A 13,567-nucleotide genomic window follows, 5' to 3' on the forward strand; every position below is an offset into this window, starting at 1 on the left:
TGCACTCACTGCGACACTCCCACGCGCTCTTTGCTGGCGTCGTCGGCCAACACGCCGACACGCTGTATTTCCCATTCCAGCTCAATGCCGGACTTGGCCTTGACCCGCTTGCGCACCTCTTCTCCCAGCGCTTCGATGTCGGCGCTTGTTGCGTCTCCGAGATTGAGCAGGAAGTTGGTGTGCTTTTCGGAAACTTGCGCGCCGCCGACTTTCAGTCCCCGGCACCCGGCCTCGTCCACCAGTTGCCAGGCCTTGTGGCCCGCCGGATTCTTGAAGGTCGACCCGCCGGTCTTGGACCGCAGTGGCTGGGACGATTCCCGCTCGGCAGCGATGCGGTCCATTTCCTTGCCAATGCTGGCAGGCTCACCCGGCGTGCCCCTGAAGGTTGCACCGACAACGATGCAGGACTCCGGCAAGGTGGAATGGCGATAGGTGTAGCCAAGCTCGGCCAGCGGCAGCGTCACTCGCTCGCCGGACCGCAGTACGACATCGGCCTCGACAAGGATATCCCGCACTTCGCGGCCATAGGCGCCGCCATTCATCTTCACGAAGCCGCCGACGGTGCCCGGAATGCCGCGCAGGAATTCGAGACCCGCAATCCCGGCGTCGCGTGCCGTCGAGGACACAAGAATTCCTGAAGCACCGCCGCCGCAGCGCAGCGTGACGGCGTCGACTTTTTCGACTTTGGCAAATGGCTTTCCGAGCCGGACCGTGACGCCGGGAACACCGCCATCGCGGACGATCAGGTTCGATCCCAACCCCAGCGGCCAAAGCGGCATCGCTGGGTCGAGGTCCCGGACGAAGGCCTGCAAATCATCTACATCCGCCGGTTCAAACAGAAATTCTGCCAGTCCACCCGATTTGAACCAGACAAGGGGGGCCAGTGGCGCATTGGCCGACAGCTTGCCGCGCACCGGGGCAAGAGTTTCGATCCCGCTCATGCCCGCGCTGCCCGGATGGCATCGGCAAGGCCGGCTGCCCATTTTGTAATGTCCCCCGCACCCAGGCAGATCACCTGGTCCAACGGCTGGGCGACTTCAGCCAGTTCGGCTGCGAGGCTGGCCGCATCGGCAATCTCGGCCGCCGAGCGATGTCCGCGCTGTTTCAGTCCCTTGACCAGCGTGGCAGCATTCACCCCTTCAATCGGCGCTTCACCAGCAGCATAAACCGGAGCGACATAGACGATATCTGCATCATTGAACGCCTGCTGGAATTCATCCATCAAATTGCCGAGACGCGAAAAGCGATGCGGCTGGACAACCGCGATGACGCGACCGCGCGCGCCTTCGCGGGCAGCGGCAAGTACGGCGCGGATCTCGACCGGATGATGGCCATAGTCATCGATGATCGTCACGCCATCGACCTCGCCGACCTTGGTAAAGCGGCGCTTGACCCCGCCAAATTTTGCAAAGCCGGACTGGATGGTCGCATCCGCGATACCCATTTCCAGGGCGACGCCTACGGCGGCAAGCGCGTTCTGCACATTGTGACGACCGGGCATCGGAAGTTCTATGCCTTCGATCGTCCGTGTCGAACCATCCCGGGACCGCACAACCGCATCGAAACGGTTCCCTCCGGAAACGGGCGTCACATTCTCGCCACGGACGTCCGCTTGCGCCGAAAAGCCATAGGTCATGATCCGCCGATCACGAATGCGCGGCAGGATGGCCTGCACTTCCGGATGGTCGAGGCACAGAATGGCGACACCGTAAAACGGGACATTCTCGATGAATTCCACATAGGCCGCCTTGGCGCCGTCAAAATCGCCATAGTGATCGAGATGTTCCGGATCGATGTTGGTCACGACGGCAATCGTGCCGTCAAGACGCAGGAATGACCCATCGCTCTCGTCTGCCTCGACAACCATCCACTCGCTGTCGCCAAGCCGCGCGTTCGACCCATAGCTGTTGATGATTCCGCCATTGATGACGGTGGGATCAATGCCACCTGCGTCAAGAAGTGCCGCAATCATTGAGGTCGTCGTCGTCTTTCCGTGGGTACCGGCGACAGCGACGGTCGATTTCAGGCGCATCAGTTCGGCGAGCATCTCGGCCCGACGAACCACAGGAATGCGGCGCTCATAGGCAGCTTCGACTTCGGGATTGGTCTGACGGCTGACGGCTGTCGAAGTAACAACCACGGCGGCATCGCCAAGGTTTTCGGCATCGTGGCCGATCATGACCTTGATCCCGCGCGCGCGGAGCCCCTCGACAACATAGCCTTCGGCAATGTCCGAGCCCTGCACCTTGTAGCCGAGGTTGTGCATCACTTCGGCGATACCCGACATGCCGATGCCGCCAATGCCGATGAAATGGATGGTGCCAATATCGGTTGCGACGCCCTTCATGCCGTCGCCCCAGCCAGGCGCGGCGAGGGCGCCCAATCATTGGCGCGCAGGCCATCCACGACGGGCGTGCGACCGAGGCTTTCGACAAGGTCGGCAAGATCCGCAGTCGCCCGCGGGCGCCCGCAATTGCGCGCCGCCCGCGCAGCATTAGTCAGGCCCTGGGGATCAAGGCCCAGTTTCTGCATCTGCTTGGCCAGTTCAACCGGGGTGAAGCGGTCTTGCCGGATTGCGCGCGCGCCTCCGGCTGCCACCATTTCGCGGACATTCTCGGTCTGGTGATCGTCCGTGGCGCTTGGCAAAGGAATCAGGATTGCCGGGCGGCCTGCGGCTGTCAGCTCAGCAATTGTCGACGCTCCGGCGCGCCCGATGACAAGATGCGTCCAGGCCAGCCGTTCGGGAATGTCTGTCATATAGGTCGCAAGGTCCGCCGGGATACCGAGCTTCTGGTAGCGGGCACGGACAGCATCAATATCTTCCACCCGGCACTGCTGCGTCACCTGCAGGCGACGGCGAAGTGCTTCCGGCAGCATGGCAAGCCCGTCCGGCACGACATCCGACAGGATCGTTGCACCCTGGCTGCCGCCGATGACCAGAACGCGAAACACGCCGTCCGCATCGAGAAGCGGGTAAGGCCGCTCGCGCAATGCCAGCACGTCCTCGCGCACAGGATTCCCGACGAGGTGCACCTTCACGAGATTGCGGGCAGCGATCCTCTTGATATCCGGATAGGCCGTCGCAATCGCCTGGACCCGATTGGCTACGAGCCTGTTGACGCGACCGAGCACCGCATTCTGTTCATGCACTGCCGTCGGAATGCCGGCCGCATGCGCAGCGGACAGTGCCGGGAATGCCGGATAACCGCCGAAGCCGATGACGGCCGCCGGTTCAAATGCATCGTACAGCCGCAGCGCCATGCGCCTGCCGGACCAGATGGCGCGAAGGCCGCTCGGCCAGCTCAAGGGATTGCCCGTGATCCGTCCGGCGGGAAGAATGTGCACCGGCACATCCTCAAACAACCCGGGTATCCGGGCGCCGCGTTCATCCGTAACCAGCGCGACATGATGCCCGCGCGCCACAAGCTCCGCCGCGAGCGCGTGCGCAGGCATCATGTGCCCGCCAGTGCCGCCTGCAGCGAGAACGAAGTGGCGTGAAACGCTCATCTGCTGCTCCATTTGACCACATAGGGTGAACGCAACAGATAGGGATTCTTCCGCGTGAAGGCGAGAAGAAGTCCAAAGCCGATCGACAAGGCAATCATCGATGAGCCGCCATAGCTGATAAAGGGAAGCGTCATCCCCTTGGATGGCGCAAGGCCCACATTGACGGCGATATTGATGAAAGCCTGAACCGTGAACTGGGTCGCGAGGCCCGCCGATGCATAGACGAGGAAGGCGTCCTCTTCGTCAAGCAGCTTTACGAAGACGCGAACTGCAATGGCAAGGAACAACGCCGCTATGGCCATGCAGGCAATCAGGCCGAACTCCTCCCCGATCACGGAAAAGATGTAGTCGGTGTGCGCTTCGGGCAAATGGAATTTCTTTTCGCCGCCGCCGGGCCCGGTGCCGAACAGGCCGCCTGCGGTCAGCGTAGCATGCGCCTGATCGACCTGATAGGTGTCACCATCGGCAAAGAGGAAATTGTTGATGCGGGTCTTTGCGACCGGATAGAGGAAATAGGCTGCCACGATCCCGAGCGACCCCATGCCGCCAAGCGCGCCCATGGTGCGCATCGACATTCCGGACACCAGCATCAGCGCCATCCAGACCGATACAAAAACGACCGTCTGGCCGAAATCAGGCTGCATCATGAGCAACGCCGAAACAATCGCGGTCAGCAGGAAGGTGATCGGTACAACCGGCAGCGCGCGATCATGGACCCGGAGCGACAGGATCCAGGCAATCGCGACAATGAAGAGCGGCTTCAGGAACTCCGAAGGCTGAAACTGTGCAAAGCCATAGCCGATCCAGCGGGTCGCGCCATTGCGTTCGTTGCCAATGATCGGGACGAGCGCCAGGATCACGCTGAAAAAGGATGCGCCGGCGAGCGCCAGCCTGCGCGCAACCTGCTGCGGCAACATCGAAATGCCGATCATCACGGGCAATCCCAGCAGGACCCAGACCAGTTGCTTCCAGAAATAGGCAAGCGGCGAAATTGTCAGGCCCGCACCGGAATATCGTGCTGCGGCGGCTGGCGATCCAGCGGCGACCGCAACAAGTCCAATCGAGAGAAGAACCGTCACCAGCAACAGAAGGACGCGGTCAATTTCCCAGAACCAGAGGCCCAGCGGAGAACGATCCCCCCGCCCAAGCCGCGCGACCACCCTGCCAGTTCCCCGTTTGCGGGCTGAAACCGCCGTCATGCCAAAGCCTCCACAGCCGCGCGAAAGGCATCGCCCCGCGCTTCGAAATCCGTGAACTGATCGAAGGATGCGCAAGCCGGGGACAGGAGAACCGTTTCTCCGGCAACAGCCGCCTTGCTTGCGGCAAGCACGGCGACATCCAGCGAACCGCATTCGGATACGGGCATGCTGCCCTTCAGCAGCGATGCAAACATTCCGGCCGATTCCCCAATTGTATAGGCTGCGCGAACATGGCTGAAATGCGGTTCGCACGCGTCGAGATCCTCGGTCTTCGCCCGTCCGCCAAGGATCCAGTGAATTGCCGGGTAGGCTGCCAGAGCAGGCGCCGTCGATGTGGGGTTCGTCGCCTTGCTGTCATTGACGTAAAGGACACCACCAAGTTCACGCACCCGCTCCATGCGGTGGGGCAGACCCGGATAGGTGTGCAGCGCTTCCTCGATTGTGCTCGCCTTGATCCCCAGCACTTCGGCAACTGCCCTGGCAGCCGCCACATTCTGGGCATTATGTGGCCCCTGGAGCGATGGCCAGCGGGACTGGTCGCCAACCTGTTTGGACGAGACACGCATCAGCCGATGATTGATCCGGCTGGCGATCATCTTCGTCCGGTCATCTTCGGTCGCGATGACGGCGACCTTGTCGACATGCTGCATTGTAAAGAGGCGTTCCTTGGCAGCAGCATAGTCAGTAAATCCGTCGTACCGATCAAGATGGTCCGGCGTGATGTTGAGCAGGACCGCGATATCACAATCGAGCGCGTGGCAGAGGTCGATCTGATAGCTCGACAGTTCGAGGACATAGACGCCGCCTTCCGGCAATGGCTCCTGCCCGAGGATCGGCAAGCCGATATTGCCACCCAGACGCGCCGGAATGCCTGCAGTTTCGACGATATGATGGATCAATGCCGTAGTCGTCGATTTGCCATTGGTCCCCGTGATGCCAATGACCTTGTGCGGCGGCAGGCTGGGGCGAGCCTGAGAGAAGAGTTCGATATCGCCGATCAGCGGGACATTGGCTGCATGGGCCTTGTCGGCAATCGGGTGTCGATTGATCGGGACGCCCGGCGAGACAACGACGCCGTCAAATCCCGCCAGATCAATCTCGAGCGGATCGGACAGGACCACGCCATCGCCGACAGCGGCCCGGGCATCTTCCTTGCTGTCCCAGGCAACGACATGAGCCCCGCTCGCGACCAGCGCCCGCACGGTCGCAAGGCCGGAGCGCGCCAGCCCAAGCACCGCATAGCGTTTGCCGCGAAAGGCAGGAGAGACAATCACCGCAGCTTCAACGTTGATAGTCCGGCCAGCGCCAGCACGAACGAGACGATCCAGAAGCGGATGACCACCGTTGGCTCTGACCAGCCAAGCTGTTCGAAATGATGATGGATGGGCGCCATGCGGAAGATGCGCCGCCCGGTGCGCTTGAACCAGAAAACCTGGATGATCACCGAAAGCGCTTCGACGACAAACAGTCCGCCGATGACGGCCAACGCAAATTCATGATCGGAAACGACTGCAATCGTGCCCAGAGTGCCCCCAAGCGCGAGGCTTCCGGTATCGCCCATGAAGACGGCTGCCGGAGGTGCGTTGAACCAGAGAAAGGCGAGCCCCGCGCCGACGATCGCTCCGCACAGGACCGTCAGGTCACCCGCGCCCTTGACGTAGGGGATGCCAAGATATTCCGCATATTTGAAATTGCCTACCAGATAGGCAATCAGCATGAACGCAAGGCAGGCAATGATGACCGGCATCGTGGCAAGCCCGTCAAGCCCGTCGGTCAGGTTGACCGAATTGCCGAAAGCCACAATCACGAAAGCCCCGAAGACAATATAGAAATAGCCAAGGTCGGCGACCGGCCCCTTGACGAATGGCAGATAGAGCTCGGTCCCGGACTGCCAGGTGATCAGGCCGACCGCGACGCCCGCGATCAGGAACTCGAAGAGCAGCCGGACGCGGCCCGAAAGTCCCTTGTGGCTGCGCTTCTTCACCTTGTCATAATCGTCCTTGAACCCGACGAGGCCAAAGCCAGCCATCACAAGGAGGCACGACCAGACATAGATGTTGCGCAGGTCCATCCAGAGCAGGATCGAAATGCCGACCGCAGTCAGGATCATCAACCCGCCCATTGTCGGCGTGCCGACCTTCGCCAGATGCGACTGGGGGCCATCGTCCCTGATCGGCTGACCTTTGCCCTGACGAACGCGCAGCCAGCCAATGAACTTCGGTCCGATCAGCAGACCGATGACAAGCGCCGTCGCGACCGCGCCGCCCGTGCGGAACGAAAGATAGCGGATCAGGTTCAGGATGCCGGGAAAATGGAGATATTCGGCAATAAGGTACAGCATCAGTTTTGCCCGCCGGTCAGAGTTGTGACGATCCGGCCCAGGCCGATTGCGTTCGAACCCTTGATGAGAATGGCATCGCCGGGACGGATGAGCTTCTGGAGCGACTCCCCAGCCGACGACGCATCGGGCCAATGTGCGGAGTCGATCTTGCCTTCAAGAGCCTTTGCAAGAGGCTCCATGCCCGATCCGACGAGAAGTGCATAATCGACGTTCGCCGCAATGACCGACCCGGCAAGACCAGCGTGAAGCGCATCGCTGTCCTGCCCGAGTTCCCGCATAGCGCCGAGAACGGCGATGCGGCGCGCGGCTGCAGTGTTGCCGAGAACCTCAAGCGTCGCTGCCATCGACGTGGGATTGGCATTGTAGCTTTCATCGATGACCAGCGCTTCACCATCGCCGATACGAATACGGTGATGTGCGCCGCGACCCTCAAGGCCGCCAAAATCTGCAAGCGCCAATCCTGCAGCCGCAAGATCGCCGCCAAGTGCGTCGACAGCGGCCAACACGGCGAGCGCATTGGAAACCCAGTGTGCGCCGGGCTGCGACAGGGTGAAGGCCAGCTCCGCCTCGGGCAACCGCGCCGTCACCATTGTCCCGTTTGCGCTCGGGATTGCGTCGAGCGCCCGGACATCGGCCCCCTCGCCGCTTCCGAACGTGAGAATATTCGCTGCATAGGGCTTTGCATGGCCGATCAGACGGTCCCGATGCGGACTGTCAAATGGAATGACGGCCGTCCCGCCGGGTTCAAGGCCCTGGAAGATCTCGCCCTTGGCATCGGCGATGCCTTCGATCGAGTCGAAAAATTCGATATGGGCCGGTGCAATCGCCGTGATCACGGCAACATGCGGCCTGACCAGCCTCGTCAGCGCGGCGATTTCACCGGCGTGGTTCATTCCCATTTCAAAAACACCAAAGGCGCTGCCTGCCGCCATGCGCGACAGGCTGAGCGGCACGCCGGTATGATTGTTATAGCTTTTGACCGATCGATGTACCGCGCCTCTCTTGCCCCGCGCGAGCGCGGCAGACAGCGCCTCTTTGGTGCCGGTCTTGCCGACCGACCCCGTTACGCCCGCGATCTTCGCCGCGGTACGCTCCCTGGCTGCGACCCCAAGGGCATCCAGTGCAGCGGTCGTATCCGCCACCTGGACATGCGGATGGGCCACCGGTTGCGACACGATCGCGCCGGCGGCACCTTGTTCGAATGCGCCATCAACAAAGCGATGGCCGTCTGTGGTTTCTCCCTTCAGCGCAATGAAAAGGTCTCCGTGACCAACTTCGCGCGAATCGAAGGCAACACCCGTCACGGCGAACGGCACCGAAGCCGTGCCACCTGTCGCGGCTTCGATTTCAACAGAGGTCCAAAGGGCACTCATGCTGCGCATTCCCGTGCGACGGTCACATCGTCGAAGGGCAGGACCCTGTCGCCGACGATCTGGCCTTGCTCATGACCCTTGCCTGCAAGGAGGACGATATCAGCCGGTCCTGCTCCCGCAATCGCGCTCGCGATAGCCTCGCGTCGTCCGCCGATTTCAGTCGCCTGCGGAGCGCCTTCGAGGATCATGCGGCGAATTGAGGCCGGGTCCTCGCTTCTCGGATTGTCGTCCGTGACGATCACCAGGTCGGCGTCGCGCGCAGCAATCTTGCCCATGTCCTTGCGCTTTCCCGTATCGCGATCGCCGCCCGCGCCGAAGACGAGGACGAGCTTGCCCTTTGCATGCGGCCTCAGAGCTGCAATCGCGGCTTCCAGAGCATCGGGTGTGTGGGCATAGTCGACATAGACCGGAGCGCCCGTGCGCGTGATGCAGGCGCGCTCGAGCCGCCCCCTGACTGGCTGCAGCCGGGCAAGATTTGCAAGTGTCGTTGCAACATCGCCGCCCGTTGCAATGACAAGGGCTGCGGATGTCAACGCATTCGCCGCCTGATAAGCCCCGATCAGGGGCAGGTTGACCTTATGCTTCGATCCTTCCCACTCGACCGTCAGCGTCTGGCCGAGTTGGGTTGGCGCCCTCTCGATGATGCGCAATTCCTCTCCGGCTTCTCCGACGCGGATCAGCTTCAGCCCGCGTTCGCGCGCAAGATCGACCACGCGATGGGCATGATCGTCATCGGCCCAGATTACGGCGGTCCCGTCATCGGCGATGACTTCCGAAAAAAGACGCAGCTTGGCCGTGAAATAGGCCGCCATGTCCCCGTGATAGTCGAGATGATCGCGGCTGAGATTGGTGAATGCTCCGGCCACAACGCGAGGGCCTTCCGCCCTGTATTGGTGCAATCCATGGCTGGAGGCTTCATAGGCTACGTGCGAGACGCCTTCGCGTTTCAGCCCGGCCATGTTCGACAGGAAGGTCACGATGTCTGGCGTCGTCAACCCTGTCACGACACGTTCGTCAGGTGTGGTCACGCCCAATGTGCCGATCGAGGCAGCGCTCAGGCCCGCCATGCGCCAGAGTTGCCGCGTGAGTTCTACCGTCGATGTTTTCCCGTTGGTCCCGGTCACGGCGACAATGGTTTCGGGGAACGGCGCAAAATATCGCGCGGCCAACAACGCGAAGGCACGACGGGGATCTGAATCGCGTATATGAACGGCACCGTCCACGCTGGCCTGAGGATCTGCAACGACCGCAATGGCACCGGCAGAGATTGCCGCGGGAATGAAGTCCTCTCCGTTGACAACACTTCCCCTGAACGCGCCAAAGATATTGCCGGGCGCAACCTTGCGATGATCAATGGCAAAGCCCGTAACCGGAGTTGCGTCATCGCTGCCAAGAAGCGTGCCAAGCCGCATCAATGCTCCTCCTTGCCCTTCCAGAGCAGTGGCATCATGTCTGCGAGATCGACTTCACGGCTGGTGTCCGGGAATACGCCGAGCATCGGACCAGTGCGGGCGATAACCTTCGCCACCACCGGAGCAGCGGTATAAGCCGCAGTTGTTTGCCCGAAGGACGTTGCACTTCCTTTGGGTGAATCGAGCATGGCGATCACGACATAGCGCGGTGCATCCATCGGGAAGGCTGCTGCGAATGTCGAAACATTCTTTGTCTTGGAATATCCGCCAACGCCGGCCTTTTCGGCGGTCCCTGTCTTGCCGCCGATCCTGAACCCGGGGACATCGGCATTCTTGCCGGTTCCTTCAGTCACAACGAGGCGAAACATCTTGCGCATGATCATGCTGGTACGGGCTGAAATGATGCGACGTCCCTTAGCCTCTTGCCCTGGTTGCACTTTCATCAATGTCGCCGGGCGCCAGATTCCGCCATTGACGAGTGCGGCATAGGCGCTGGCCAGATGCAGCGGCGAAACGGCAATGCCGTGTCCATAAGCGACCGTCATTGTGGTAAGGCGACCCCAGCTTTGCGGCCAGAGCGGATGACCGCGCTCCCTGAGTTCAACGTGCGGCGAGGAATCGAAGCCGAGCTTGCGGAAGAAAGCCTCGGTGCGTTCGGCGCCAAGCTCATCCGCAAAACGTGCAGTCGCAATGTTGGACGAGTGGACCAGCGTTTCCGGCACGTTGAGCCAGCGCCGTTGCGGGTGATCATCGCTTATCTTGAAGCGACCGATTTCAATGGGTGCGGTCGCATCGACACGGCGGCCAAGGTCAGTAATGACGCCTGTGTCGATCGCATTCGCCATCGTCAGCATCTTGAAGGTGCTGCCCAGTTCGTAGACGCTTTGCGTGACATTGTTCCGCATGGCTTCGGGATCAGCTTCGCCGCTGCGATTTGGGTTGAAGACCGGCAGCGAGACCATGGCAATGATTTCGCCGGTGTTCACATCGAGAACGAGGCCCGTGGCGCCAATGGCCTGCAGGTCGATCATGGCAGCCGAAAGTTCGCTTTCCATCGCAGCCTGCACACGCTTGTCGATCGAAAGCGCAACAGGTTTTCCCCGTGTGAGCGGATCGGCAAAGCTGTCATTCAGGACGCGCTCCATCCCCATCACGCCGCGACCGTCAAAGTCGGTATAGCCGATCACATGGGCGGCCAGGGTTGTTTGCGGATACAGCCGCTCCGGCTCTCGAGCATAGGCCATGGCGGGCTCACCCAGAGCATTTACCGCCGCAACCAGTTCGGGCATAGCGCGAGGGCGCAGATAGGCAAAGTTCTTGCCGGATTTCAGGATCGCAAGATATTCGGCCTCGGTTCGCTCGGGCATCAGCCGCGCAAGTTGCGGCGCAAGGTCTTCCGGCCGCCCCAGAAGCTTGTTCGGATGAACGCCAATCGACCACGCTTCAATCGTGCGCGCAAGAACTTCGCCATTGCGATCAACAATGTCGCCCCGCGCCGCCAAGCCAAACGCATCAGCCGAGGCGCGACCGTTGCCCGTGTCAAAGTTGAGCCAGATCAGACGTGTGGCAATGACCAACGCACCAACAATGAACAGCAGCATCAGCAACATCAACCGCTGATGCGCGACGAGAATATTGGTCTGGCGCGCGCCAGCGTGGCGAGTTCGTTGCGGCCGGGCGACGAGGGTTGTCACGGGTGTGTTCTATCCGCTTCCTTCGTTTCGGAAACTGCCGTCCGGGACAGCGCACTCAGGGTTGAGCGATCAAGCAGGGACTGATCCAGCAAGGCAACCTTCTGGAACCGCGCTGCGGCAGCCTGAGCGGTCTGGCGCGGTGCGATTGCCTGCTGCACGGCCTTGTCCGTTGCGGTCAGGGGCTTTGGTGCCGATGCTGGCGATGTCAACCTGGTGAGCAGCGACTGCGAAGAGGCTGCTTCGGCAGGCCGCTGCGTCATGACGGCCATCATGACTGGCGGCGGAGCGGAGGGCGCGTCGCCAAGGCCCGAACGATCCAGCGTCGCAAGCGCAGCTTCATCGCGCAGATACTGATTGGCCTTTGGCGCGCTGAGCGACAGGACATCACTGTTCCAGCGTTCAAGCTGACGCAGGCTCGCCCTCGTGCCAAGTTCGGTTTGCAGCTGGCGGATGTCCCGCTTGGTCATCGCAATCTTGCGATCGATTTCTTCGAGGCGACCGCGCTGCGTCGCGACCTGCAGCGAGATCATGTAAAGGATGCAGGCGGCAGCAGCGATGCCGATCACCCATCCAACCGGACGAAAGCGTTGGGCAATCATGACGTTCCTTTCCTTTCTTTGGGCCAGGGTGCGGCATCAGTACGATGTGCGACCCGGAGAGTTGCTGAGCGGGCACGGGGATTGCGGGCAAGTTCAGCTGCGCTCGCCCGGACGGGCTTTCCGACCTTTGCAAAGGTCGGCTTGGGGCCTGACTTGGCCGTTTCCGGCAAATGGCGTGAACCTGAGGGAGAGGCGCCGCTTCGCGACTTCAAAAAGCGCTTCACCAGTCGATCTTCAAGGCTATGAAAGGTCACGACAGCAAGCCTGCCGCCAGGCTTCAAAACCTGCTCCGCCGCAGCCAGTCCGTCTTCAAGTTCCTCGAGTTCGCGGTTGACGTGGATGCGGATGGCCTGAAACGTCCGGGTTGCCGGATCCTTCTTGTCGCCGTTCTTGTAGCCGGACGCACGACGCACAATGCTTGCCAGTTCAGTGGTACGGGAAAGCGGCCGCGCCGCAACAATGCTCCGCGCGATACGCCGGGACTTCGGCTCTTCGCCATATTCGTAAATGACCCGTGCAATTTCCTCTTCGTCCGCCGTGTTGACGAAATCCGCAGCACTCTCGCCTGCTTGTTCCATCCGCATGTCCAGCGGACCGTCGGCCTGAAATGAAAAGCCCCGGTCTGCCCGGTCAAGCTGCATGGACGACACACCGATATCGAGGGTCACGCCATCGACCGGCTGATCAACATGATCGGCCATGCGCGAAAAGCGATCCTCGACCAGCGTCAAAAGCTTGGATTTGTCTGTCTTGCCCGCTGCAATCGCGTCCGGGTCGCGATCGAATGCGATGACTTCGGCACCTTTTGCGAGGATGGCCCGTGTGTAGCCGCCGGCACCATAAGTGCCATCGACGTGCCGCTCACCGGGGCATGGAGAGAGGGCGGCGATCACTTCGTCCAGAAGGACCGGAACGTGCGGCGCGGCGGCGGGGTTCATGCCGCACCTCGGGTTTTCAGGAGATACGCGACGACTTCCTTCAGTTCTTCGTCAATTCCAGGCGTTTCGATCAGGAGGCGGGGATTCCAGATTTCGAACGTGTCACCTGTACCGATGAAGAAGGCCAGATCGGCTATCCTCGCGCGATCGCGAAGCATCGCCGGCATGATGAAGCGTCCACTCGCATCGAATGGTACGTCTTCGACAAGGCCGAATGCACGGCGGTTTGGATTGTGGCGGCTATAGTCGCGACCGGCATCCGCTTCGCGATCTTCCATCCGATTGAGCCGTGCATGCAGCAGCGAAGACCAGCCATGATCATAGCCGATCAGGCACGGATCACTCTCATGTTTCGCAATAATGAGGTTGCGGCCATCTCCATTGGCCTCGACAGCTTGGCGGAGTCCGGCGGGGATCGCGACGCGACCTTTCGCGTCAACCGCGTTGAGCGCGCTCCCCCTGAACAATGCCCGTTCGCTCACTGCAAATCCCGCCCCAAATTTC

Annotated in this window: 12 protein-coding genes; all 12 read right to left on the reverse strand. The window is 61.3% G+C overall.

Annotated elements, in window-relative coordinates:
• Positions 1–5: 5 nt before the first annotated feature.
• From murB to K0O24_RS00200, 12 genes are read right to left on the reverse strand one after another with little or no spacing between them, the layout of a single operon-like run.
• On the reverse strand, positions 6–941 hold the full coding sequence (gene murB / locus K0O24_RS00145) for a UDP-N-acetylmuramate dehydrogenase (RefSeq protein ID WP_219893839.1): 936 nt from the start codon (positions 939–941) through the stop codon (positions 6–8).
• A complete protein-coding gene (gene murC / locus K0O24_RS00150; RefSeq protein WP_219893840.1) occupies positions 938–2,347 on the reverse strand; it encodes a UDP-N-acetylmuramate--L-alanine ligase in 1,410 nt (469 codons plus the stop codon). The genes murB and murC overlap by 4 nt, the downstream gene beginning before the upstream one ends.
• Positions 2,344–3,507 (reverse strand): undecaprenyldiphospho-muramoylpentapeptide beta-N-acetylglucosaminyltransferase, encoded by a 1,164-nt coding sequence (murG, locus tag K0O24_RS00155; protein ID WP_219893842.1) that lies wholly within the window; start codon positions 3,505–3,507, stop codon positions 2,344–2,346. Before murG ends, murC begins: the two co-directional genes overlap by 4 nt.
• The gene (locus tag K0O24_RS00160; RefSeq protein ID WP_219893843.1) at positions 3,504–4,706 is read right to left on the reverse strand and encodes a peptidoglycan glycosyltransferase FtsW; all 1,203 of its coding nucleotides are present in this window, start codon (positions 4,704–4,706) and stop codon (positions 3,504–3,506) included. Before K0O24_RS00160 ends, murG begins: the two co-directional genes overlap by 4 nt.
• Positions 4,703–5,980 carry a UDP-N-acetylmuramoyl-L-alanine--D-glutamate ligase gene (gene murD / locus K0O24_RS00165; RefSeq protein ID WP_219893844.1) on the reverse strand — a complete coding sequence of 426 codons (1,278 nt, stop codon included), beginning with the start codon at positions 5,978–5,980 and terminating at the stop codon, positions 4,703–4,705. The genes K0O24_RS00160 and murD overlap by 4 nt, the downstream gene beginning before the upstream one ends.
• Positions 5,977–7,047 carry a phospho-N-acetylmuramoyl-pentapeptide-transferase gene (gene mraY, locus K0O24_RS00170; RefSeq protein WP_219893845.1) on the reverse strand — a complete coding sequence of 357 codons (1,071 nt, stop codon included), beginning with the start codon at positions 7,045–7,047 and terminating at the stop codon, positions 5,977–5,979. The genes murD and mraY overlap by 4 nt, the downstream gene beginning before the upstream one ends.
• Complete coding sequence (locus tag K0O24_RS00175) at positions 7,047–8,420, reverse strand: UDP-N-acetylmuramoyl-tripeptide--D-alanyl-D-alanine ligase (RefSeq protein ID WP_219893846.1); 1,374 nt, start codon at positions 8,418–8,420, stop codon at positions 7,047–7,049. The genes mraY and K0O24_RS00175 overlap by 1 nt, the downstream gene beginning before the upstream one ends.
• Positions 8,417–9,832, reverse strand: a complete 1,416-nt coding sequence (locus K0O24_RS00180; protein WP_219893847.1) for a UDP-N-acetylmuramoyl-L-alanyl-D-glutamate--2,6-diaminopimelate ligase — start codon at positions 9,830–9,832, stop codon at positions 8,417–8,419. The genes K0O24_RS00175 and K0O24_RS00180 overlap by 4 nt, the downstream gene beginning before the upstream one ends.
• A complete protein-coding gene (locus tag K0O24_RS00185; protein ID WP_219893848.1) occupies positions 9,832–11,526 on the reverse strand; it encodes a peptidoglycan D,D-transpeptidase FtsI family protein in 1,695 nt (564 codons plus the stop codon). Before K0O24_RS00185 ends, K0O24_RS00180 begins: the two co-directional genes overlap by 1 nt.
• On the reverse strand, positions 11,523–12,125 hold the full coding sequence (locus K0O24_RS00190; protein ID WP_219893849.1) for a hypothetical protein: 603 nt from the start codon (positions 12,123–12,125) through the stop codon (positions 11,523–11,525). The genes K0O24_RS00185 and K0O24_RS00190 overlap by 4 nt, the downstream gene beginning before the upstream one ends.
• Complete coding sequence (gene rsmH / locus K0O24_RS00195) at positions 12,122–13,063, reverse strand: 16S rRNA (cytosine(1402)-N(4))-methyltransferase RsmH (protein ID WP_219893850.1); 942 nt, start codon at positions 13,061–13,063, stop codon at positions 12,122–12,124. Before rsmH ends, K0O24_RS00190 begins: the two co-directional genes overlap by 4 nt.
• Positions 13,060–13,545 carry a division/cell wall cluster transcriptional repressor MraZ gene (locus tag K0O24_RS00200; RefSeq protein ID WP_219893851.1) on the reverse strand — a complete coding sequence of 162 codons (486 nt, stop codon included), beginning with the start codon at positions 13,543–13,545 and terminating at the stop codon, positions 13,060–13,062. The genes rsmH and K0O24_RS00200 overlap by 4 nt, the downstream gene beginning before the upstream one ends.
• Positions 13,546–13,567: the final 22 nt, after the last annotated feature.

It is taken from the genome of Aquisediminimonas profunda, assembly GCF_019443285.1.
GTDB lineage: Bacteria > Pseudomonadota > Alphaproteobacteria > Sphingomonadales > Sphingomonadaceae > Aquisediminimonas > Aquisediminimonas profunda.